At 71.4% G+C, this 20,445-nt stretch carries 18 protein-coding genes; 14 read left to right on the forward strand and 4 right to left on the reverse strand.

What is annotated here, in order from left to right; all coding sequences use genetic code 11:
* Nucleotides 1–51: 51 nt before the first annotated feature.
* Nucleotides 52–1,269, reverse strand: coding sequence for an MFS transporter (locus ACFQUZ_RS23835; protein WP_377446007.1), 1,218 nt, complete (start codon nucleotides 1,267–1,269; stop codon nucleotides 52–54).
* Nucleotides 1,270–1,329: 60 nt separating this feature from the next.
* Here ACFQUZ_RS23835 and ACFQUZ_RS23840 point away from each other — a divergent pair, with 60 nt between their 5' ends.
* The 7 genes from ACFQUZ_RS23840 to lepB all read left to right on the forward strand — a co-directional run bounded on the left by ACFQUZ_RS23840 (nucleotide 1,330) and on the right by lepB (nucleotide 9,470).
* On the forward strand, nucleotides 1,330–2,286 hold the full coding sequence (locus ACFQUZ_RS23840; RefSeq protein WP_377446009.1) for an ArsR/SmtB family transcription factor: 957 nt from the start codon (nucleotides 1,330–1,332) through the stop codon (nucleotides 2,284–2,286).
* 308 nt (nucleotides 2,287–2,594) lie between these two features.
* A complete protein-coding gene (locus ACFQUZ_RS23845) occupies nucleotides 2,595–3,290 on the forward strand; it encodes an ABC transporter ATP-binding protein (RefSeq protein WP_377446010.1) in 696 nt (231 codons plus the stop codon).
* A gap of 103 nt (nucleotides 3,291–3,393) precedes the next feature.
* The gene (locus ACFQUZ_RS23850) at nucleotides 3,394–3,597 is read left to right on the forward strand and encodes a hypothetical protein (RefSeq protein ID WP_377446011.1); all 204 of its coding nucleotides are present in this window, start codon (nucleotides 3,394–3,396) and stop codon (nucleotides 3,595–3,597) included.
* 92 nt (nucleotides 3,598–3,689) lie between these two features.
* Entirely contained in the window at nucleotides 3,690–6,530 is a 2,841-nt protein-coding gene (locus ACFQUZ_RS23855) for an FtsX-like permease family protein (protein WP_377446013.1), read from the forward strand.
* Between the two features lie 48 nt (nucleotides 6,531–6,578).
* Nucleotides 6,579–7,148 carry a TlpA family protein disulfide reductase gene (locus ACFQUZ_RS23860; RefSeq protein WP_377446015.1) on the forward strand — a complete coding sequence of 190 codons (570 nt, stop codon included), beginning with the start codon at nucleotides 6,579–6,581 and terminating at the stop codon, nucleotides 7,146–7,148.
* A 1-nt stretch (nucleotide 7,149) separates the two neighbouring features.
* On the forward strand, nucleotides 7,150–9,039 hold the full coding sequence (locus tag ACFQUZ_RS23865; protein WP_377446016.1) for an ABC transporter ATP-binding protein: 1,890 nt from the start codon (nucleotides 7,150–7,152) through the stop codon (nucleotides 9,037–9,039).
* 2 nt (nucleotides 9,040–9,041) lie between these two features.
* Nucleotides 9,042–9,470 carry a signal peptidase I gene (gene lepB / locus ACFQUZ_RS23870; RefSeq protein ID WP_377446017.1) on the forward strand — a complete coding sequence of 143 codons (429 nt, stop codon included), beginning with the start codon at nucleotides 9,042–9,044 and terminating at the stop codon, nucleotides 9,468–9,470.
* 9 nt (nucleotides 9,471–9,479) lie between these two features.
* Here lepB and ACFQUZ_RS23875 read toward each other — a convergent pair whose 3' ends face one another.
* Nucleotides 9,480–10,808, reverse strand: coding sequence for an acyltransferase (locus ACFQUZ_RS23875; RefSeq protein WP_377446100.1), 1,329 nt, complete (start codon nucleotides 10,806–10,808; stop codon nucleotides 9,480–9,482).
* Between the two features lie 195 nt (nucleotides 10,809–11,003).
* Here ACFQUZ_RS23875 and ngcE (ACFQUZ_RS23880) point away from each other — a divergent pair, with 195 nt between their 5' ends.
* The 3 genes from ngcE (ACFQUZ_RS23880) (at nucleotide 11,004) to ACFQUZ_RS23890 (ending at nucleotide 14,354) form a co-directional block, all read left to right on the forward strand.
* The gene (gene ngcE / locus ACFQUZ_RS23880) at nucleotides 11,004–12,416 is read left to right on the forward strand and encodes an N-acetylglucosamine/diacetylchitobiose ABC transporter substrate-binding protein (protein ID WP_377446018.1); all 1,413 of its coding nucleotides are present in this window, start codon (nucleotides 11,004–11,006) and stop codon (nucleotides 12,414–12,416) included.
* 115 nt (nucleotides 12,417–12,531) lie between these two features.
* Nucleotides 12,532–13,446: a carbohydrate ABC transporter permease gene (locus ACFQUZ_RS23885; protein WP_377446020.1), complete on the forward strand. Its 915-nt coding sequence runs from the start codon at nucleotides 12,532–12,534 to the stop codon at nucleotides 13,444–13,446.
* On the forward strand, nucleotides 13,443–14,354 hold the full coding sequence (locus ACFQUZ_RS23890) for a carbohydrate ABC transporter permease (RefSeq protein ID WP_377446021.1): 912 nt from the start codon (nucleotides 13,443–13,445) through the stop codon (nucleotides 14,352–14,354). The genes ACFQUZ_RS23885 and ACFQUZ_RS23890 overlap by 4 nt, the downstream gene beginning before the upstream one ends.
* Here ACFQUZ_RS23890 and ACFQUZ_RS23895 read toward each other — a convergent pair.
* Entirely contained in the window at nucleotides 14,347–14,754 is a 408-nt protein-coding gene (locus ACFQUZ_RS23895; RefSeq protein WP_377446023.1) for a winged helix-turn-helix transcriptional regulator, read from the reverse strand. The genes ACFQUZ_RS23890 and ACFQUZ_RS23895 overlap by 8 nt on opposite strands.
* Nucleotides 14,755–14,835: 81 nt before the next feature.
* Between ACFQUZ_RS23895 and ACFQUZ_RS23900 the strand changes: the two genes are divergently transcribed.
* Nucleotides 14,836–15,678 (forward strand): NAD(P)H-binding protein, encoded by an 843-nt coding sequence (locus tag ACFQUZ_RS23900; RefSeq protein WP_377446024.1) that lies wholly within the window; start codon nucleotides 14,836–14,838, stop codon nucleotides 15,676–15,678.
* 80 nt (nucleotides 15,679–15,758) lie between these two features.
* Here ACFQUZ_RS23900 and ACFQUZ_RS23905 read toward each other — a convergent pair whose 3' ends face one another.
* Entirely contained in the window at nucleotides 15,759–16,742 is a 984-nt protein-coding gene (locus ACFQUZ_RS23905; RefSeq protein ID WP_377446102.1) for an N-acetylglucosamine kinase, read from the reverse strand.
* A 96-nt stretch (nucleotides 16,743–16,838) separates the two neighbouring features.
* Here ACFQUZ_RS23905 and ACFQUZ_RS23910 point away from each other — a divergent pair, with 96 nt between their 5' ends.
* The 3 genes from ACFQUZ_RS23910 to ngcE (ACFQUZ_RS23920) all read left to right on the forward strand — a co-directional run bounded on the left by ACFQUZ_RS23910 (nucleotide 16,839) and on the right by ngcE (ACFQUZ_RS23920) (nucleotide 20,443).
* On the forward strand, nucleotides 16,839–17,468 hold the full coding sequence (locus tag ACFQUZ_RS23910) for a hypothetical protein (RefSeq protein WP_377446025.1): 630 nt from the start codon (nucleotides 16,839–16,841) through the stop codon (nucleotides 17,466–17,468).
* A gap of 516 nt (nucleotides 17,469–17,984) precedes the next feature.
* The gene (locus ACFQUZ_RS23915; protein WP_377446027.1) at nucleotides 17,985–18,905 is read left to right on the forward strand and encodes a MurR/RpiR family transcriptional regulator; all 921 of its coding nucleotides are present in this window, start codon (nucleotides 17,985–17,987) and stop codon (nucleotides 18,903–18,905) included.
* 101 nt (nucleotides 18,906–19,006) lie between these two features.
* A complete protein-coding gene (gene ngcE / locus ACFQUZ_RS23920; RefSeq protein ID WP_377446029.1) occupies nucleotides 19,007–20,443 on the forward strand; it encodes an N-acetylglucosamine/diacetylchitobiose ABC transporter substrate-binding protein in 1,437 nt (478 codons plus the stop codon).
* The last annotated feature ends 2 nt before the right edge of the window (nucleotides 20,444–20,445 follow it).

A 20,445-nucleotide genomic window follows, 5' to 3' on the forward strand; every position in this document is an offset into this window, starting at 1 on the left:
GCCCCTGTCGATGGTGTCGTCACGAAGTGGACACAGATAGTAGCCAACGGTTCATCGGGTCGGCTCCGTGGTGCGGGTAACGCTAGGCGGGGAAAGGGGCTCATTCCCGGGCGTGGTGTGTCGTAGTCCCCGGGTGAGCAGCAGGGTGGCGATCAGGGAGAGGGCGGCCAGCACGGTGATCGCCCAGTTCAACGGCATCCGGTCGGCGATCACTCCGGCCAGTGCCGCGAACACCGCCTGACCGGCCATCATGCCGTTCTGTTGCAGGCCGAGTGCCTGGCCGCGGGCCTCCGCCGGGGAGTGGGTGATCAGCCGGTCCTGCAGCGGCAGTGCCGCCGCGTAGCCGGCCGAGGCGACAAGCGCCAGCAGCGCGGCCAGCGGCAGCGCCGGATGCAGCGCGAAGGCCAGGTACGGCAGTGCGAGCAGCAGCCGCAGCGGGCGGATCCACCGTTCCCGGGCGGCGGCGGACAGGAACCGGCCCACCACCACGTCCCCGGCCAGCATGCCGGCCGCCGCGGCGGCGAACAGGAAGCCGGCCCGTTCCCCGGCGTACGGCACGAACAGCGCCTCGCAGCCCACCACCAGGCCGTTCGGCAACCACAGGTTCAGGTAGAGCGACCGGCGGCCCGGGTGTGCCCACAGTTCGCGGTTGATCCGCATGGTGCGGGCGGTCGACGCCCGTTCGGTGGCCCGGGCCTGGCGTTCCGTGATGCCGAACCAGCCCACCGCCGCCGAGACGGCCCGCAGCACCGCCGCGATCAGGAACACCTGGTACGGGCTGAGCCAGATCAGCAGCACGCCGCCGAGCCCGAAGCCGGTGATCTGCATGACGCCGACGCTGGCGTTCATGGTGGACCGGCCCAGCACGTAGGCACCGGCCGGCAGCATGTCGTTGACTAGTGCCCACTTGGCACCACCGGTGATGGAGCCCAGGTAGGCGGTGCCGAAGAGGACGGCGAACCGGGCCCACAACGGCAGTCCCGGGACCGCCTGGATCACCGCTCCGGCGCACGCCAGCAGCGCGGTGATGGTCAGCGCGCGGCGGGGCGGGATGCTGTCGGCGGCGGACAGCAGGGTCAGGCTGCCGAGCACGCTGGCCAGCGGCGCGCCGAACATGCTGAGCGCGGTGAGCAGGGCCGACCCGGTGGTCGCGTAGGTAAGGGCGCCGAGCGCCAGCGCCGACGTGGTGTGCGCGGCGATGCCGGCGCAGTTGGCCAGGAACAGGTTCCGGAATTCCCGGACGGCGAACAGTTCTGAGTACGTCCTCACGAGACGTCATCCTGTGGGCGGCGCCCCGGTGACCCGTAGAGTTACGTCGGGAGGCGAAACATGAGCGTCTGGCGGGTGCCGGCGGACCTGCTGGCGCGGAGCCGGTTCACGGTGTCGCCGTTGACCGACACGGTGAGCGCGCTACGCGCCCTGCTCAACCCGCGCAGCCCGTGGCAGCACGCCTGGCGACGGCCGCACGTCGAGGCGTACCAGGAGATGCTGGCGGACCGGCCGGTGGTGCGGGCGCTGCTGGCCGCGTCGTTCGCGCCCCGGTGGACCGCGGACTTCCTCACGCTGGCCCCGGCCTCGGCGGAGCCGACGTTCGCCGAGGAACTCGCGGCCGTGGAGCGGCGCGGTGACGAGGGGATCCGGGCGGACCTGCGGGCCACCCGCCCGGGGCCGCTCGCCGACGTGCTGCTGCGCGACGGCCTCGTCGACCACGCCGCCGGCCTGTTGCGGTGGGTGTGGACGCACACTGTCGAACCGGAGTGGTCGACGCGGGAGCGGCGGCTGCGGGCCGACATCGTGGCGCGGACCGCCCGGCTGAGCGCGCGGGGGTGGGCCGAGGTGTTCACCGATCTCGACAGCCAGCTGCGGTGGCTGGGTGACGGCCAGCTGCGGGTGAACGACTACCCGGCTCCGCCGCTGCCGCTGGACCGGGCGGACCAGTTGATCTTCGTCCCGGCCCACTGCCGCCGGGGCTGGGTGGTGTGGGATCCGCCGACCCGGTTCGGGATGGTCTATCCGGCGAGCGGGCTGCTGGCCGACACCGGCGCGGTGGCTCCGGACGGGTTGGACCGGCTGATCGGCGCCAACCGCGCCGTCATCCTGGTCCGCCTGGAGGTCCCGCAGAGCACCTCGCACCTGGTGGCGGTGACCGGGCTCTCGCTCGGCACGGTCGGTGACCACCTGCGGGTGCTGCTCGACGCGGGCGCGGTGACCAGACGGCGCTCCGGCCGGGAGGTGCTCTACTGGCGGACCGCGTTGGGTGACGCCATGGTGGCCGCCACCCGGTGACACCGGGTCCGGGTGGTCGACGCCGGTCGCCCCGTGCTCGGGGTGAGCCGGGTCGATGTCCAGCAGACCGGTGGGGGACGCCGCCGGCTGTTACGTCCTCAGTCGACCATGGGTTGCCTGTGTCACGACCGATCAGGTAACTTCGATATCCGCGCTGAGCATTACGGGGGCTAGGCGATGGAGCATTCAGATTCGGCTGTTCGACTTCTGTACTCGGCATCCGTGATGTCCGCCTCGCTGGTCGCCGCGCCACCCGAAGCGGGTCCACCGGGGCGTGCGCCTGCCGTGGCACCGGCGCCCGACGCCGGATGAGCGCCCTCCCGCGGGGTTCGACCCGGTCCGGCGCGAACATCCGGGTGACCGGTCTGGTCAAGCGATTCCGGTCGGGTGGTGGGACGATCGTCGGGGCCGACCAGATCGACCTCACGGTGCCGGCCGGCGCCACGGTCGCGGTGACCGGTCCGAGCGGCTCGGGAAAATCCACCCTGCTGCACCTGATCGGCGCGATCGAGCGCGCCGACGAAGGTCGCATCGAGGTCGACGATATCGAGGTGACCGGTCTGTCCGGCCGGCGGCTGGCCCGCTACCGCAGCGGGATCGGATTCGTCTTCCAACGCTTCCACCTGCTTCCCGCGCTGTCCGCGCTGGACAACGTCCTGGCGCCGCTGCTGCCGATCCGGACCGGCTTCGACAAGGTCGAACGGGCCCGGGGACTGCTCGCCGAGGTGGGGTTGGGCGATCGGGAACGGGCCCAACCCGGCCAGTTGTCCGGTGGCCAGCAGCAGCGGGTGGCCATCGCCCGGGCCCTGGTCGGTCAGCCCCGGTTGCTGCTCGCCGACGAACCGACCGGGAACCTGGACTCGGCCACCGGCGACGAGATCATGAATCTGCTCTGGCGGCTCCGCGACGAGCACGGCATGACCCTGCTCATGGCGACCCACGAGGCGTCGCTGGCGGACCGCTGCGAACGGACCGTCCGGATCCACGACGGACGGATCGTCTAGCGCCGACGACACCGGCGCGGAAACGGGGGTGAGGCGATCGGAGATCGGAGGCGGAAACCGTCCCTATCGGATCAGTCGACAGCTTGATCGAGAAGGAGTGGAAATGGTCAGAATGTTCGAAGCGGCAGCGGACCGCGTACTCGCGCTGTTCGTCCCACGGCTCACGGCGCAGGCGGCCGGCTGCACCTGCTGGACCGAGTACTGCGGCTGCTCGGGCGGCCGGGTACAGGTGCGGGACTGCTGCCGGGGTTGCGACAGCGGCGGCACCACCTGCGGCTACTGCCGCACCACCACGACGCGCTGCTGACCGGCGAGCGGTCCCGACGATGACACCGTCCCGGCCGGCCGAACGGGGCCGGCCGGGACGGTCCGTCCTGCCCGAGTGGAGAAGCATCAACCATGTTGCGGATGGTCTGGTCGCAACTGCGGAACACGCCCGGCCGGAGCCTGGCGGTATTCGCCGCCGTGCTGGTCGCCACCACCGGATTTACCGTGCTCACGGGTGCCGCCAGCACCTCCCGGCTGGTCGCTCGCGGCGCCGTCGACGCGAACTTCCGGTCGTCGTACGACATCCTGGTGCATCCCGCGGCGCCGACCGACGAGCCGCTGCAGCAGGATCGGCCTCTCGCCGCGTACGGCGGTATCGAGCTGGACCAGTGGCGACGCGTCGAACGTATTCCCGGTGTCGAGGTCGCCGCCCCCCTGGCGGTGCTGGGCGTCGCCGACATCCGGCCGGAGCTGCGGGTGGACGTGACCGACCAGGTCGACCGGTCGGCGTGGCGGCAGGTCGTCGAGGTCGCTCCCAGGATCAGCGGGGACCGGGGGCTGAGCACCCTGACCGCCGCGCCCAGCTACGTGTACGTGTCCCGGCACCAGTTGGTGCCGCTGGCCGGATACGCCAGCGGCGCCAAGCAGCTCTACGTGTACGCCGACGGCACCCGTGTCGAGCAGCCCGTCTCCGCCGCCGAGTGTCCCGGCACGGGCGGTGGGGGCGTCCTGGAGGTGCAGCCCGACGGCCGGCGCCGGCAGGTGTGCGAGACGGCGGTGGGCAGCTTCGTGCCGAGCCAGCGACGGACCCAGGTCAGCGAGGTGCAGGCGTACCAGTTGCTGCCGGACGGCACCTTCCGGATGGCCTCCGTGTTCACCTCCGGGCGGCCGGCGACCGCGGTCGCCGCCACCGCCCGGCTGGAGGTCCGGTTGCCGGCGGTGCTGCCGGTGCTCGTCGCCGGGATCGACCCGACGGCCGAGAAACGCCTGGTCGGCCTGGACCGGGCGGTGCGCCAGGGTCGCTACCTGACCGGCACCGACACCGTCGCCCCGGCGGAGCCGTACGCCCCGTTCTCCCCGTTCCCCACCTCCGGCTCACCCGGCCGGACCCTGCCGGTGCTCGCCGCCACCGACCTCGCCCTGGACGAACGGATCGACGTCGCGGTGTCCCGGCTCACCGGCCCGACCGCCGACCGGGTGCCCGGCACCGCGACCGAGGCGCTCTGGCCGTTGCTGCGAAACGCCGGCAGGACGCCACCCCGGCAGGCCCGGTACGACCTCGCGGAGCTGTACCGCGCCCGGCTCGACACCGCACTGGCCGGACCGGCCCCGCTCTCCAGCGTCCGGTCCCTGCTGCGGCCCGCGCCGCCGACCCGCGCGCCCCAACCTGAGGGGCCCGACCGGGTGCTGCCCCGGGCCGGCGAGCCCGGCTCGACCGACCAGACGATCGAGGACATCTGGCGGGAATCCTGGCTCGGCCCGGACGGCCTCGCGACGGGCAGCCCGGTGAGTCTGGACGCGTTGCCGGAACAGTGGACGGTGACCCCGGTGGGCAGCTTCGCGCCGGACGCGGTCGGCCCCGCCGCCCAGACCGCGCACCAGGCCCTCGACCTCTACCGTCCGGCCCCGCTGGTGGGCGCCGACGCGCGCTCCCGAGAGCTGCTCGGCGACCGTACGCTGCTGCCCAATGACGACCCGGTGGGCTATCCACACCGCCCGCCGAGTCTGCTGACCACCCTGTCGGCGGCCAACGACCTGGCCACCGTGCTCGGGTCGGGGTCGACCCCGCCACTGAGTTCGGTGCGGGTCCGGGTCGCCGGCATCGACAGGTTCGACGAGGTGGCGCGGGAGCGGGTCCGGATGGTCGCGGACGAGATCGTCCGACAGACCGGCCTCACCGTCGAGATCGTGCTTGGCGCGTCCACGGTGCGTGACCCGGTGGTGCTGTCCGCCGGCCCGCACGGCCGTCCCGACCTGACGCTGCTGGAGGCGCGCACCCGCAAGGGCGTCGCGGCCGAGATCGTCACATCCGTCGACCGTAAGAACGTCACGCTGCTCGGGCTGCTGCTGGTGGTCTGCGCGCTGCTGGTCGGCAACGCGGTGTCCACGGCGGTCCGCGCCCGGCGGCGGGAGCTGGCCGTCCTGGCCTGCGTCGGCTGGCCCGGTTGGCGACTGAGCCTGCTGGTCCTCGCCGAGACCACCGTGCTCGGGCTGGCCGCCGGACTGGTCGGCGCCGGACTGTCCGGACCGCTCGGCGGGCTGGCCGGCGTGCGGGTCTCCGGCACGGTGGCGCTGCTGTGCGTGCCGATCGCGGTGTTGCTGACCGCCGTCGCCGGTGCGCTGCCCGCCTGGCGCGCCGCTCGGGTCCGCTCGGCGGAGGCGCTCCAGCCGGGCGCGGCGGCGGCCCGCCGGGCCGTCGCGGGTCGGACCTTCGCCGGCCTCGCGGTCGCAAATCTGGTCCGCGCACCGGCGCGCACCCTCGCGGGGGCGGTCAGTCTGGCTCTCGGCGTCGGCGCGCTCACCCTGATCACCGCCGCGCTCTGGGCGTTCACCGACGGCATGGTCGGCTCACTGCTCGGACAGGCGGTCTCCGTGCAGGTCCGCGCGGTGGACCTGGTGGCGCTCGGCGGGGTCCTGCTGTTCGGGCTGCTCGGCGTGGCCGACGTGCTGTACCTCAACGTCCGGGAACGGGCGTCCGAGTTCGCCACCCTGCGTGCCGTCGGCTGGCCGGACTCGGCGCTCAACCGGCTGCTGGTATACGAAGCCCTCGGCATCGGCGCGTTCGGCAGCGCCCTCGGGGTCGCGGCCGGGTTCGCCTCGGCCGCCCTGCTGGTCGGTCAGGTGGACGGCCGGCTGGCCGTCCTCGCGCTGGCCGTGACCGGGGCGGGGCTGCTGCTGACCGTGCTCGCCGCGCTGATCCCGGCGATCCTGATCCGGCGGCTGCCGACGGCCCGCCTGCTCACCGACCAATGAGGACGAGGTGCCGGCCGGGTGGCCGGAACCGGACCACGGGGAGGAACGATGTCATACCTGGTGACCGCGGTGGCCGTCCTGGCGCTGCTGTGCCTGGTCAACCTGGTGCTGTCGTTTGGCGTCATCCGCCGGCTGCGCCAGCACACCGAACTGCTCAACCGGCCCGGGCACGACGCGGGAGAGCGGGACCTGGTGCGCCCCGTCGGGTCGCCGGTGGGGGAGTTCGCCACCACGACCGTCGACGGGGACCCGGTGTCCCGGGAATCCGTCGGAGCCGCCACCCTGTTCGGCTTCTTCTCCGTCCAATGTCCGGCCTGCCGGGAACGCAAGCCGGACTTCCTGGCCGGCGCGCCACGGTACGCCGCGGCCGGCTGGAACGTGCTCGCCGTGGTCGTCGGTGACCCGGCCGAATCGGCTGACCTGGTCACCGAGCTGCGGTCTGCCGGTGCGGTGCTGACGGAGGAGATGGGCGGGTCGGTGGGCCGGGCGTTCGCGTTGACCGGCTTCCCGGCGTTCGTGCTGGTCCGGGACGGCCGGATCGCCGCCAGTTCGTTCGACTTCCACCAGCTGCCACCGGCGGAGACACCGGTCGGGTCGACGACCGGACCGGCGATCTGAGGTGGCTCGGCTGAGCCTCCGCCGGTCCGGCCGGGGCGGCGACGGCAACGGCGACCGGGCCGGAGCACTGTGGCGGGCCGGGACGGCCGCCGCGGCGCTCGCGGCCCGCTCCTCGCCGCCGGTGCTGGTGATCGTGCTGGTGCTCACCCTGTTCTCCGGTGGCCTCCCGATCGCGATCGCCTGGTTGACCAAGCTCATCCTCGACCGGATCGTCGACAATCGGGCGACGGGAGACCTCGTCGCGTTCGCGTTGGCCCTGGCCGCCACCAGTCTGGTCGCCGGGGTGATTCCGCACCTGCTCAGATACCTGCACGCCGAGTTGGGGCGGCGGATCGCGCGGTCCGCCCAGGACCGGTTGTACCGCGCGGTCAACGGATTCGCCGGACTGGCCCGCTTCGAGGACCCCAGGTTCCTCGACCGGCTGCAACTGGCCCAGCAGGCCGGCGCGGGCACGCCGGAGCAGCTTGTCGCCGGCGGGGCGAACCTGCTGCGCGGTCTCGTCCTGGTGAGCGGATTCCTCGGTTCCGTCGTCACGATCAGCCCGACCATGGCGGTGGCGGTCTCCCTCGGGGCGGTGCCGGTGCTGCTGGCCGAACTGTGGCTGTCCCGCCGCCGGGCGGACACCGAACTGCGGGTGAGCCCGTACGACCGGCGCGAGTTCTTCTACCGCACCCTGCTGTCCAGCCTGCAGGCGGCGAAGGAGATCCGCATCTTCGGTATCGGCGACTTCCTGCGCGAGCGGATGCTGGCCGAGCGGATCCGCTCGGACCGGGCCCGGCGGCAGATGGATCGGCGGGAGGCGCTGGTGCAGAGTTCGCTGGGCCTGCTGGCAGCGGGTATCGCCGGGGCGGGTCTGGTGTGGGTGGTCCAGGCGGCCGCCGCCGGCCGGCTGACCATCGGCGACGTCCCGATGTTCGTCGCGGCGCTCGCGGCCGTCCAGGGCGGCCTGGCCGGCCTGGTCGCCGACGTCACCACGACCCACCACAACCTGCTGATGTTCACCCACTACCAGGCTGTGGTGCGGGCCGCACCGGACCTGCCGGTCCCGAAGCGGGTGGCCACCCTGCCGTCGCTGCGCACCGGCATCGAGTTCCACGACGTCTGGTTCCGGTACGGCGACGATCATCCGTGGGTGCTGCGCGGGGTGAGCCTGCGGATCACCTACGGCGAGACGCTCGCCCTGGTCGGCGCGAACGGCGCCGGCAAGAGCACAATGGTCAAGCTGCTCTGCCGGTTCTACGATCCGACCCGGGGCACCATCCGGTGGGACGGGGTGGACCTGCGGGACGTGCCCGTGGCGGACCTGCGTCGGCGGATCGGGGTGACTTTCCAGGACTACATGCACTACGACCTGACCGGGGCGGAGAACATCGGCCTCGGCGATCTGGATGGCCTGCACGACCGGCCACGGATCGAGTCGGCCGCCCGGATGGCCGGCGTCCACGGCGCGTTGCGCGCTCTGCCGTACGGCTACGACACGCTGCTCAGCCGCACCTTCATGAGCGGCGCGGAGAACAACACCGCCACGGTGGGGGTGACGCTCTCCGGTGGACAGTGGCAGCGGCTCGCCCTGGCCCGCGCGTTCCTGCGGGACCGGTCCGACCTGTTGATCCTGGACGAACCGAGTGCCGGTCTGGACCCGGACGCGGAGGCGGAGATCCACCAGGCGATGCGGGCCCACCGGACCGGCCGCACCACCTTGTTGATCACCCATCGGCTCGGCACGGTCCGGGAGGCCGACCTGATCGTCGTGCTGCGCGACGGCCGGGTCGCGGAGGCCGGCCGGCACCAGGACCTGCTGGCCGCGGACACGGAGTACGCCAGGATGTTCGGGCGGCAGGCCAGCGGCTACCGCGAGCCCGAGCCGGCGCACCACCCGGGCACCGAGTGACCGTGGCGTGGGCGGCTCCGGTGGTGCTGCTGGTCGTCGTTCTCGTCGTTCTCGTCGGGTGGCGGGTCCGGCGCCGGTTCCTGCTCGTCACGGTCGAGGGTCGCAGCATGGAACCCGCCCACCGGCACGGCGACCAGGTGCTTGTCGACCGGCGACGGTCGGCGACCCTCCGGATCGGCGATGTCGTGGTGGTGGAACGGGCCGACCGGGTGCAGCAGCGGATGATCAAACGCGTCGCGGCGCTGCCCGGCGACCGGGTGCCGATCGAGGTGTGCGCCTTCCAGCACTGGCCGGAGCCGACCTGGGTGCCTCCCGGGCACCTGGTGCTGCTCGGGGACAACCCGAGTGGCAGCCTCGACTCCCGTCAACGGGGATTCTTCCCGGCCGACCGGTTGCTGGGCGTGGTCGTCCGGCGGGTTCGCCGCCGCTGACGTCGCCCGTCAGGGCCCGGGTCGCGGGTTGCCGCCGCGCAGCAGGCGCAGCAGTCCGGCCCCGGCCAGGTACGCGGCCAGCGCGCCGATCGGGATGCCGAGCGGGGCCACTCGATCGCGCGGGTAGTTGCTGTTGCCGAGCAGGCCGCCGATCGCGGTGAGGTATCCGAGGACGACGAGGAGACCTCGCAGGTGTGGCGGCGGTCGGAGCAGCCGGCGGCCCAGCCGGCGGCCGGCGCGTGCCTCCACGGGTCCGAAGAGCAGCACCAGCGGGGTGAGCAGCACGGCGGCCAGCACCACCCAGGGGACGCGCCAGAGCCACCATTCGGTGCTGCCGGCGGGCGGTGTGGGCAGGACGCCGAGCGCGTTCATGGCGCCGGCGAGCAGCGTCACGGCGGTGAGGTGCCACAGGAAGATGGTCAGCACCACGGCGTTCACCGCGACCACGGCGGTCCATGGACCGGCGCGTCGCAGCATTCGCTCGGCCGGCCCGCGCAGCAGCAGCACCAGCCCCAGTTGCGCGATGGCGAGGCTGATCAGCGCCAGACTGGGCGGGGACATGTTCTGCAGCCGCTGGCCGGGCAGGTTGATCATGCCGACCGGGTACGGGCCGGGAACGGTGAGCAGCAGCAGGGCGATCAGCCCGGCCAGGAGGAGTGCCGTGGCCGCCGGTGGCCGGGACCGGAGCGTCCCGGTCCGCCAGGCGAAGCCGAGCTGGTGCATCAGCAGCCAGCCGAACACGTAGTTGCCGGCTCCCCACCAGTGCAGGTCGAGCAGCCGGGCGGCGTCGCCCAGGCCGACGAGGCCGAGCAGTACCAGCGGGACGGCGAAGCCGGCCCGCTGGTGCAGCGCGAACATCACCGGGGTCAGCAGTACCACCAGCAGGTACGGGGCGAGGAACCAGAGCGGGACGGTGACGAACCAGACCGCGAGGCGGATCTGCCGCGGGTCCACGCCGGCCAGCCAGGCGATCAGGGACACGGTCGCGGCGATCACCAGGAACAGGGTGGTCGGGCCGAGCAGCCGGGCACTGCGGTCGGCGAGCCAGCCGGCCCGGTCACCGTCGCGGGCCAGCCGGTTGGTCAGCGAGGCGGCGTTGGCGTAGCCGCCGACCAGGAAGAACAGCGGCAGTACCTGGAACAGCCAGGTGACTGCCCGGAGGTCGACGAGGTCCTGCAGGGCGTTGCGCCCGACCAGACCGCCGGACGGCAGGGGTTGGATCACGGTCATCAGCCAGTGCCCGGTGATCACGGTGATGATCGCGATGGCCCGGAGAAGGTCGACGTACCGCTCGCGGCTGGCCGGCGTGTGCCGGGCGAGCTGCCGGAAGCGGTGGATCGGCGTGCGCCGGGCGAGCTGCCGGAGGCGGCGCATGAGCCCAGGTTATCGACGCGGTGGCCGGTGCCGGGTGATAACGGTTCGGCCGCCGGGTCTTGATGTGTCCGCCGCACTGTCGTAGAAATTCTTCAGGAACGTTGGATCAGATGAAGATGAGCAACCGGTTACCCCGTTTCGCCGATCCGAGGAGACCCCATGAACAGGCGTGACATCCTCCGTCGTACCGCCGCGGCCGGCGTCCTGGCGGGCTCCGCGAGCCTGCTGCCGGGCTGCGCGACGGGCGGCGGTGACGACTCGGCCGGCGACTCGGCCGGCCGGGGTGAGAAGACCGAGCAGAACCCGTTCGGGGTGAAGGAGGACGCGCCACTCGATGTGGTGATCTTCAACGGTGGGTTCGGCGAGGACTACGCCAAGGCCCACGAGGCCATGTACCGGGAGAAGTACCCGAAGGCCGAGATCAAGCACTCGGCCACCCAGGAGATCGGCAAGACGCTTCAGCCACGGTTCGTCGACGGCAGCCCGCCGGACGTGGTGAACAACTCCGGCAAGGACCAGATCGACCCCAACGGCCTGGTCTCCCAGGGTGCGCTCACCGACCTCAACGAACTGCTCGACGCGCCGAGCCTCGACATCGCCGGCAAGAAGGTGCGGGACACCCTGCTGCCCGGCGCGGTCGAGGTGGGCTCCTACGACGGCAAGTTCATGGTCCTGAACTACACCTACACCGTGTACGGGATCTGGTACTCCACCAAACTGTTCACCGAGCGGGGCTGGCAGTACCCGAAGACCTGGGACGAGCACATCGCGTTGTGCAAGCAGATCAAGGCCGCCGGCATGGCGCCCTGGACCTACGCCGGCCTACATCCGCGGTACATGAGCTGGCCGCTGATCGCCACCGCCGTCAAATTTGGCGGCACCGACGTCGCCATGAACATCGACAACCTCGAACCGAACGCGTGGAAGTCCGACGCGATGAAGGCCGCCGCCGACGCGTGGCATCAGATCGTCAAGGACGGCTACATCATGCCCGGCTCACCCGGCCTCGACCACGTGCAGGCGCAGACCGCGTGGTGCCAGGGCAAGGCCGCGCTGGTCTCCTCCGGGTCGTGGCTGGAGAGCGAGCAGAAGAAGGTAACCCCGCCCGGGTTCAACATGGCGGTGGCCCCGACACCCAGCCTCGGCTCCTCCGACAAGCTGCCGTTCGAGGCGATCCGCGGCACCGCGGGCGAACCGTTCATCGTCCCGGCCAAGGCCAAGAACGTGGCCGGTGGGCTGGAGTACTTCCGCACCATGCTGTCCATGAAGGGCGCGCAGGACTTCACCCGCAAGGTCGCCAGCCTCACGGTGGTCGCCGGCTCGACCGAGGGCATCGAACTGCCGTTCGGGCTGACCAGCGTCACCAAGGCCCTCGCCGACTCCGGCGACAACGGGTTCAACTGGGTGTACAACAACTACTACCGCAAGCTGGAGCGCACGCTTGTGGACGCGGCCTGCGGCGAGTTCTTCAGCGGCCGGATCGGCCCGGCCGACTTCCTGGACCAGTGCCAGAAGGGCGCCGACTCGATCGCCCAGGACTCCTCGGTGAAGAAGTACAAGCGGTCCGCCTGAGCGTCCGCCGGTGGAGGCCGACCCACCTGTCGGTCTCCACCGCCCGGGTGTTCAGGCAGCCCGGGTATCCAGGCAGGCAGGGCGCCTGCGCCGGTCGGTGTGGAGGATCGATCTCGTGAGACACGGCAAGTATCCGCTGATCATCACCTTCCTGGTGCCGCCCCTGCTGTTGTACGGCGTGTTCGTGCTCTCGCCGTACCTGCAGGCGTTCCAGATCTCCACCACCGACTGGCTGGGCTACTCGCCGAACTACAACTACGTCGGCTTCGACAACTTCGCCCGGCTGTGGCGCGACGACCTGATCTGGAACGCGATAAAGAACAACGCGATCCTGCTGGCCCTGCTGCCGGTGTTCACCATCGGGCTGGGCCTGTTCTTCTCGACCATGCTGAACATGGGTGGCCGCCGTGGCCGCGCGGGCGTGGTCGGGGTGAGCGGCACGGCCGCGTACCGGTTGGTCTACTTCTTCCCGCAGGTGCTCTCGGTGGTGATCATCGCGTTCATCTGGAAGGAGATCTACCACCCCAACAACGGCCTGCTCAACGGCATGCTGCGCGGGGTCGGTCTGGACGCCGTGGCGGCCACCTGGCTGGGCGATCCGCGGACCGCCTTCTGGTGCGTGCTGGCCGTGATGGTGTGGAGCAACGTCGGCTTCTACGTCGTGCTGTTCGGCGCGGCGATGGCGGCCATCCCGCGCGACATCTACGAGGCGGTCATGCTCGACGGAGCGTCCCGCTGGGTGACCCTGATCAGGATCACCATTCCGCTGCTCTGGGACACCGTGCAGGTCGCCTGGATCTACCTGGCCATCGCCGCGCTGGACGGGTTCATCCTGGTCCAGTTGATGACGAACGGGGGGCCGAACTTCTCCTCCGACGTCATCGGACTGCGGATGTACGAAACGGCGTTCGGTGGCGAGACCAAGTTCGGCTATGCCAGCGCGATCGGCGTGGTGATGTTCTTCCTGACCCTGTCGGTGGCGGTGCTCGCCCTGCGCGCCACCCGACGTGACCGGATCGAGTTCTCATGACCACCGTCGACCGTTCCGCACCGGCTACCGTGGCCGAGGCCGCCGGTGCCACGCGTCCCGCCGACCGTCCGCCGCGCGGCGAACTGGGCGTCGTCAACGTCTTCTCGCACGGCTTCCTGCTGCTGTGGGCGGCGATGACGGTGCTGCCGCTGCTCTGGGTGGTGATCAGCTCGTTCAAGAGCGACGGCGAGATCCTCAGCGACCCGTGGGGATTCCCCGGTGACCTGCGGTTCGACAACTGGGTACGGGCCTGGACCGAGGCGAACATCGGCCGGTACTTCCTGAACAGCGCGATCGTCGTCGCCGGCTCGCTGACCGTCACCATGCTCCTCGGCGCGCTCGCGGCGTACGTCTTCGCCCGCTACGAGTTCCCCGGCCGGCAGATCGCCTACTACCTGTTCGTCGGCGGCATGATGTTTCCGGTGTTCCTGGCCCTGGTGCCGCTGTTCCTGGTGGTGCGCAACGTCGGTCTGCTTGCCACCTGGCCCGGCCTGATGCTGGTCTACGCGGCCTACTCGCTGCCGTTCACGGTCTTCTTCCTCACCGCGTTCTTCCGGACCCTGCCGACGTCGATCGCCGAGGCGGCGCTCGTCGACGGGTGCGGGCACTTCCGGCTCTTCTTCCGGGTCATGCTGCCGATGGCCAAGCCCGGTCTGATCAGCGTGGCGATCTTCAACTTCCTCAGCCACTGGAACCAGTTCATCCTGCCGCAGGTTCTCATGCCCGGCGACGAGTCCCGGCAGGTGCTCGCCCAGGGGCTGACGAAGCTGGCCGTAAGCCAGGGCTACGAGGGTGACTACGGCGGGCTGTTCGCCGGACTCACCATCGCCATGCTGCCGGTCCTCGCGGTGTACGTCCTGTTCCAGCGGCAGATCCAGGCGGGTCTCACCGCGGGTCAGCTCAAGTAACGTCCGTCGGATGTTCGGCGTCCCACCGGTGCCGGGACTGCGCGACCGCTTCGCGGTTGGCCGATGACCAGTCGGCCAGGCTCCTGAGCAGTTCGCTCAGGCTGCGACCGCGATCGGTCAGCTCGTACGTCACGGTCATCGGAACGGTCGGGTACGCGGTGCGCAACACCAGGCCGTCACGTTCCAGCCGCCGCACGGTCAGCGTGAGCATGCGTTGCGAAACGCCGTGGACGTTGCGCTGGAGTTCCCGGAACCGGCGGGTGCCGCCGGACAACTCGGCGATCACCAGCACCGACCACCGGTCGCCCAGCCGGTCCAGGACGTCCCGCAGGCCGCAGTCCGGATGCGTGGGCGACCCACACGGCTCCAGCATGGTTACCCCGGTGTTCCCTGCCGACACCACAGTGCCTCCTTGTGGGGGTGGGTCGTCGCCTCAACGATAAAAGCCGAACAGGGACCACCACGTCGAAGGGCACACCACATGTTGCTGGTCACCGGCGCCTCCGGAGCGCTCGGCTCGCTCATCCACCGAGGGCTGACCGTTCGGGGTCTCACCCCGCTGGCCGGCAGCCGGACACCGGACCACCTCGGCGTCCAGGGCCGGTGGATCGATTTCGACGACCCGGCCGGACCGGACCTCTCCGGCGTCCGGACCCTGGTGCTGATCTCCGCGGGCTACGCCGAGGACGACGTCGTCATCGCCCGCCACGACCGCGTCATCACCGCCGCCGAGAAGGCCGGTGTGGAGCACGTCGTCTACACCAGCCTGGCCGCCGCCGGTGACCATCTCGCCATCGCCATCGCCCACCGGTGGACCGAACGCCGGCTACGGGCCAGCGCGCTGGCCTGGACCATCCTGCGCAACGGCCTGTACGCGGAGTTGGCCGGGCAACTCGCCGCCCCGCGCGGCGGGGTGATCTCCGCTCCGTGGGGCGACGGCGGGATCGCCGCCGTGGCCCGCCAGGATCTCGCGGACGCGGCGGTCCGGGTCGCGGCCGAACCCACGCCGCACCGGAACCAGGTGTACGAACTGGTCGGTCCGGCCGCCGTCACGGCCGCCGACCTGGCCACCGCGTTGGGTGTCCGGTACGCCCCGGTGACGTTGGCCGAGCGGCGGTCCGCCCTCGCCGCTGCGGACCTGCTGCCGTTCCAGCCGCCGATGCTGATGGGCATCTACTCCGCCACGGCCGCCGGGTTCCTCAGCGGCACCGGCGGTGACCTCGAACCGCTGCTGGGCCGGCCGCCGCGCGACCCGCTCCCCATCGCCGTGGCGGCAGCCTCCTCGGCGGCGCGGAGCGCGCCGTCACCGACAGTTGGCCGGTAACAAGCGGGCTGCGTCTCCTCCCGATCCGGCGCTCGGCGGCCGATCGTTGAGGATCCGCTGGAACAGGTGGGAGTCCCATGTCAGGCGGCTCCGGTCAACCGGGCGTGCAGGGCGGCGGCCCGGTCGGGATCCATGTCCGGCAACGCGCGGGCGGCCAGCCAGGCGGCGCCGACCGCGCCATCGCCGGCGGGCAGCAGCGGCGCCGACGGCCAGCGGGTGCTCAGGGCGGCGCCTACCGCGTCGGCCAGGGCGGTGCCGGCGAGCAGGCCGCCCGCGAGGACCACCGGGCCCGTCTGGTCGGGGGCGCGCACCACGGCGACGCTGCCGGTCAGCAGGCCGGCGGCCTCGGTGACGATCTGGGTGGCGAGCGGGTCGCCATCGGTGTGGGCGGCGAGCACCACCGGCGCGAGCCGGGCCAGCTCGATCGGTTGGCGGCGGGTCACCGCCTGGACGATCAGATCCGTGGTACGTCGCCCGTCCGGCTCCGCCGGGCCCACCAGGTCGGTGAGGAGGGCACGGATGAGCGGTCCCGGCTGCCGGCCGGTGTCGAGGTGCAGCAGACTGTGGCGCACCGCCTCCCGGCCGAGCCAGAACCCGGATCCGGCGTCGCCGAGCAGCCAGCCGTGCCCGTCGGCGGTGTGGACCAGGCACAGGTCGTGGACCGCGGCGGCGACCGCCCCGGTGCCGGCGATCAGGACGGTCCCGGTGGCGGCGGAGGTTGCCGAGGCGTACGCGACCAGGGCGTCGCTGTCCATCGTGTACGGGCAGCGCAGCCCGGCGTCGGCCCAGGCGCGGTCGAAGGCGGCCCGACCGCCGGGATCGGAAAGCACCCGGCCGAGGCCGGCGAGCCCGATGAAGCCGGCACGGACCCGGCCGGCGTCTGTTCCCGCGAGCGCCGCCCGTAGGGCATTGCCCAGCTCGCGGGCCGCCGGTTCGGCGCCGTGGCTGGTGGGGTTGCCTCCGCCCGCCCGGCCGGTGCCGACGACCGCACCGGCCAGCGACACCACCGCGGCACGGGTGGCCGTGCCGCCGACGTCCAGCCCCAACACCAGATCCTCGGCCATCGCACCCGCCTCTCGTGATTGGTCCATGCTGGCCGACCCGGTGCCGTCCGGCAAGAACCGGGAGGTTGTCCGACTCCCGCCGTACGCTTCCGCGCCATGTCGACATTCATGGGGATGGCCTGGATCGATTTGTGCCCGGATGTGGCCGCGGATGCGGGGCTGGCCGCGTTCGACGCCGTGGTGGAGCGGGTGCGGCGATCTCCCTACCTGGATCTCTTCGACGCGGGGGCCGGCAGTCACGAACTGGCCGATGGTCGTTGCCGGATCCAATCGTTCGCGGAGCGCGACTACGCCGAGCTCGCCACCGCGGTGGTGAGCTTCGCGGCGGAAACCGGCATGGTGTTCCGTGCCTTCGTGGCACTCGACCACGACGAGTTCGGTGCGGAACACGTCGTCCTGGATGCCGCCGCGGGCGAGGTTCGGCGGGCGTACCACTACTTCGCCTTTCCTCGGGACGAGGAGACCGGCGAGTACTACACCGAGGGCGGGCCGGGTGTGCTGGCCGAGGTTCCGGTGATCGAGAAGCCGACGGTCGTCATCGACCCCGGTGTGCTGGCCGACGGACCGGTCGCGCGTGCCACCGTGGCTGCTCGGTACGGGGTACCGGTGTCGGCGATGCACGCCGCTGCGGCGGCGGACGCATCCGCCCACCTGGAGTGCGGGGCCGTTGGCGGTCCTTCCTCGCACTGGCAGGAGACGCTTGGCCTGGCCTGGGATGCGGAGTGATCGGCGCCTAGCCAGCCGGTGCGAGGTCCACGAACGGGGTTTGCGGCGCGCAAGGGGCCCCGTCAATCATGAACACCCACAGTCACCGACGACGCGCCCGCACGGCCGCACCGTCGCCGGCTTTGCGCTGCTGTAGCCCACGCAACAGCTGCCCTGGGTAACCGTGGCGATCGACAATGAACATCGACTATTTGCTATAAATCCAGATGAACTCGGGTGTTGCGTGGGCTACAGCAGCGCAAAGGCCGCCGGCGCCGCCCAGGCGATCCACCAAGCCGTCACCCAATGTAGGCGTCCGGAGACCTGTGTGCCGTTGTCACGCTCCGCGTTCACCGTCAATGTGTCGCCACACTCGGTCGGCCCGGTGAACGAAATGCCGCGCTGGCGACTGCTGCCGGCCGCTGCCGGTTGAGGTCACAGTTGCGAAAACTTCGCCCACGGTCTTGACAGGAGCTGCCCTTTAGTAAGAACTTTTACCACTAACAGTTAACAAACCTTTCCTATGAAGGAGTGTCGATGGCGCAGCACGTGACGGAGGCCGCCGGGGATGGCGCCGGCCGGCCCGACAGCGTGCTGGCCCGGGTCCGGTCCCGGCTGCCGGCGTTCACCGGGGCACTGCGCCGGGTCGCCGACCAGGTGCTCGCCGATCCGGCGGCAGCCGCCCGGGCCACCATCGTGGAGCTTGCCGAACGCAGCGGAACCTCGCCCGCGACCGTCACCCGGTTCTGCCGGGCGCTCGGCTTCGAGGGCTACGCCGGGCTGCGGCTGGCCATCGCGGCCGAGACCGGCCGGGCCCGGTTGGCGGGCTGGACGGTGGACATCGGCCGGGAGATCCAGCCCGGAGACCCCCTCGACCGGGTGCTCGACCAGATCATGGCGGCCGACACCCGCGCCATGCACGACACCGCCGCGCTGCTCGACCTCGGCGCGGTCGAACGGGCGGCGGCCGCGATCGCCGCCGCGGCCCGGGTCAACGTCTTCGGCGCCAGCGGGAGCGCCCTGGTCGGTGAGGAGATGCGGTTCAGCCTGCACCGCATCGGCGTTGCCGCGTGGGCCTGGCGGGACCTTCACGAAGGACTGGCCGGGGCGGCGCTGCTCGGCCCGGGTGACGTGGCGCTGGGCGTGTCGCACAGTGGCGAGACCCGGGAAACCATCGAACTGCTCGCCGAGGCCGGCGGCCACGGCGCCACCACCGTGGCGCTGACCGGCTTCCCCCGGTCGCCGCTGGCCGAACTCGCCGACATCGTGCTGCTCACCGCCAGCCAGGCCACCACCTTCCGGCCGGACGCGCTCTCCGCCCGGCACCCGCAGCTGGTGGTGCTCGATCTGCTCTACATCGCCGTCGCGCAGCGCACCCACGCCCGGGCACACGCCGCCTTCCAGCGCACCGCGCAGGCCGTCGACGGCCACAAGTCGCTGCGGGGGGCGCCGTCGTGACGAACCCGCCGCTGTTGCCGTACCAGACAGTCCCGCAACCGGACGACCGCGGCCGGCCGCGGTCCGCCGCCCGACCCGGATCCCACCTTGAGGAGACCATGATGTCCGCTATCCCCGACCGGCCGGCGGAGCTGAGCCGCCGTACGCTGCTCGGCCGCACCGCCGCCGCCGGCCTGCTTGCCACCCCCGCCGCCGGCCTGCTCGGCGCCTGCGCCACCAGCGGCGGCGACGGCGGCGACACCGAGCAGGCGACCGGCACCAAGTCGGCCGAGAACCCCTTCGGCGTCAAGGAGGACGCGCCGCTGGAGGTGGTCATCTTCAACGGCGGGTACGGCGACAAGTACGCCACCGACGTGCACGAGCCGCTGTACCGGAAGAAGTTCCCCAACGCGGAGGTCAAACACCAGGCCAGCCAGGCGATCTCGACGGTGCTCCAGCCCCGGTTCGCCTCGGGAAACCCGCCGGAGTTCGTCAACAACTCCGGCGAGAAGTCGATGGACTTCGGTGCGCTGGTCGCCGACGGCCAGTTGCTGGACCTCACCGAGCTGTGGGACGCGCCGTCGGTCGACGACCCGAACAAGAAGGTCCGCGACACCGTCGTGCCGGGCACCGTCGATGTCGGCTCGTTCAACGGCAAGCCGTACGTCCTGTATTACGTCTCGACGGTGTTCGGGCTGTGGTACTCGGGCAAGCTCTTCAGCGGCAGCGGGCTGCAGCCGGCGAAGACCTGGGACGAGTTCATGTCACTGCTCGACAAGCTGAAGTCCAAGGGCGTCACCCCGTACGGCTACGCCGGCGCCAACGCGGCCTACTACCAGTGGAACGTCATCCTCACCCACGCCGCGAAGATCGGTGGCGAGGAGGTGCTGAAGAACATCGACAACCTGGCGGCCGGGGCGTGGACGGCGGACCCGGTCCGGCAGGCCGCCGCCGCCTGGGCCGAGGTGGGCGCGAAGTACAGCGACAAGAGCTTCGAAGGGCTCAAGCACACCGACGTCCAACTGCTGCAGAACCAGTACAAGGTGGGGCTCTACCCCAGCGGCGACTGGCTGGAGAACGAGCAGAAGCAGAACACCCCGCCGGACTTCCAGTACCAGATGGCGACGCTGCCCGGCCTGACGTCCTCGGACAAGCTGCCGGCCGGCACGCTGCGCGCCACCGCCGCCGAGGGGTATTTCGTCTCGGCCAAGAGCAAGAATCCGCGCGGTGGCCTGGAGTACATGCGCCAGATGCTCTCCACGGAGGGCGCGAAGGGCTTCACCGAGACGGTCCGGGCGGCCACCGTGGTGCCCGCCGCCACGGCCGGCTACGCCTTCCCACCGGGGGTGAAGAGTTCCCAGGACGCGCTCGCGGCGGCCGGGCAGAACGTCGTAAACCTCTTCTTCGACGGCTGGTACAAGGAGCTGGACAAGGAGGCGCGGACCGCCACCAACGAGCTGATGTTCGGTCGGATCAAGGCTGACCAGTTCTGCGAGCGGATGCAGCAGCGGGCCGACGCCATCGCCAAGGACGACTCCGTCACCAAGTTCACGCGCTGATC

The sequence above is a fragment of the Plantactinospora sp. GCM10030261 genome (assembly GCF_042666615.1).
Lineage (GTDB): Bacteria > Actinomycetota > Actinomycetes > Mycobacteriales > Micromonosporaceae > KBS50.

What these genes read in the sequence shown, in the direction of transcription:
- ACFQUZ_RS23890 (WP_377446021.1), top strand. Translation starts at nt 13,443, where the DNA reads ATGACCACCGTCGACCGTTCCGCACCGGCTACCGTGGCCGAGGCCGCC.
- ACFQUZ_RS23910 (WP_377446025.1), top strand. Translation starts at nt 16,839, where the DNA reads ATGTCGACATTCATGGGGATGGCCTGGATCGATTTGTGCCCGGATGTG.
- ngcE (WP_377446029.1), top strand. Translation starts at nt 19,007, where the DNA reads ATGTCCGCTATCCCCGACCGGCCGGCGGAGCTGAGCCGCCGTACGCTG.
- ACFQUZ_RS23915 (WP_377446027.1), top strand. Translation starts at nt 17,985, where the DNA reads ATGGCGCAGCACGTGACGGAGGCCGCCGGGGATGGCGCCGGCCGGCCC.
- ACFQUZ_RS23855 (WP_377446013.1), top strand. Translation starts at nt 3,690, where the DNA reads ATGTTGCGGATGGTCTGGTCGCAACTGCGGAACACGCCCGGCCGGAGC.
- ACFQUZ_RS23840 (WP_377446009.1), top strand. Translation starts at nt 1,330, where the DNA reads ATGAGCGTCTGGCGGGTGCCGGCGGACCTGCTGGCGCGGAGCCGGTTC.
- ACFQUZ_RS23845 (WP_377446010.1), top strand. Translation starts at nt 2,595, where the DNA reads ATGAGCGCCCTCCCGCGGGGTTCGACCCGGTCCGGCGCGAACATCCGG.
- ACFQUZ_RS23850 (WP_377446011.1), top strand. Translation starts at nt 3,394, where the DNA reads ATGGTCAGAATGTTCGAAGCGGCAGCGGACCGCGTACTCGCGCTGTTC.
- ACFQUZ_RS23905 (WP_377446102.1), bottom strand. Translation starts at nt 16,742, where the DNA reads ATGGCCGAGGATCTGGTGTTGGGGCTGGACGTCGGCGGCACGGCCACC.
- ngcE (WP_377446018.1), top strand. Translation starts at nt 11,004, where the DNA reads ATGAACAGGCGTGACATCCTCCGTCGTACCGCCGCGGCCGGCGTCCTG.
- ACFQUZ_RS23900 (WP_377446024.1), top strand. Translation starts at nt 14,836, where the DNA reads ATGTTGCTGGTCACCGGCGCCTCCGGAGCGCTCGGCTCGCTCATCCAC.
- ACFQUZ_RS23860 (WP_377446015.1), top strand. Translation starts at nt 6,579, where the DNA reads ATGTCATACCTGGTGACCGCGGTGGCCGTCCTGGCGCTGCTGTGCCTG.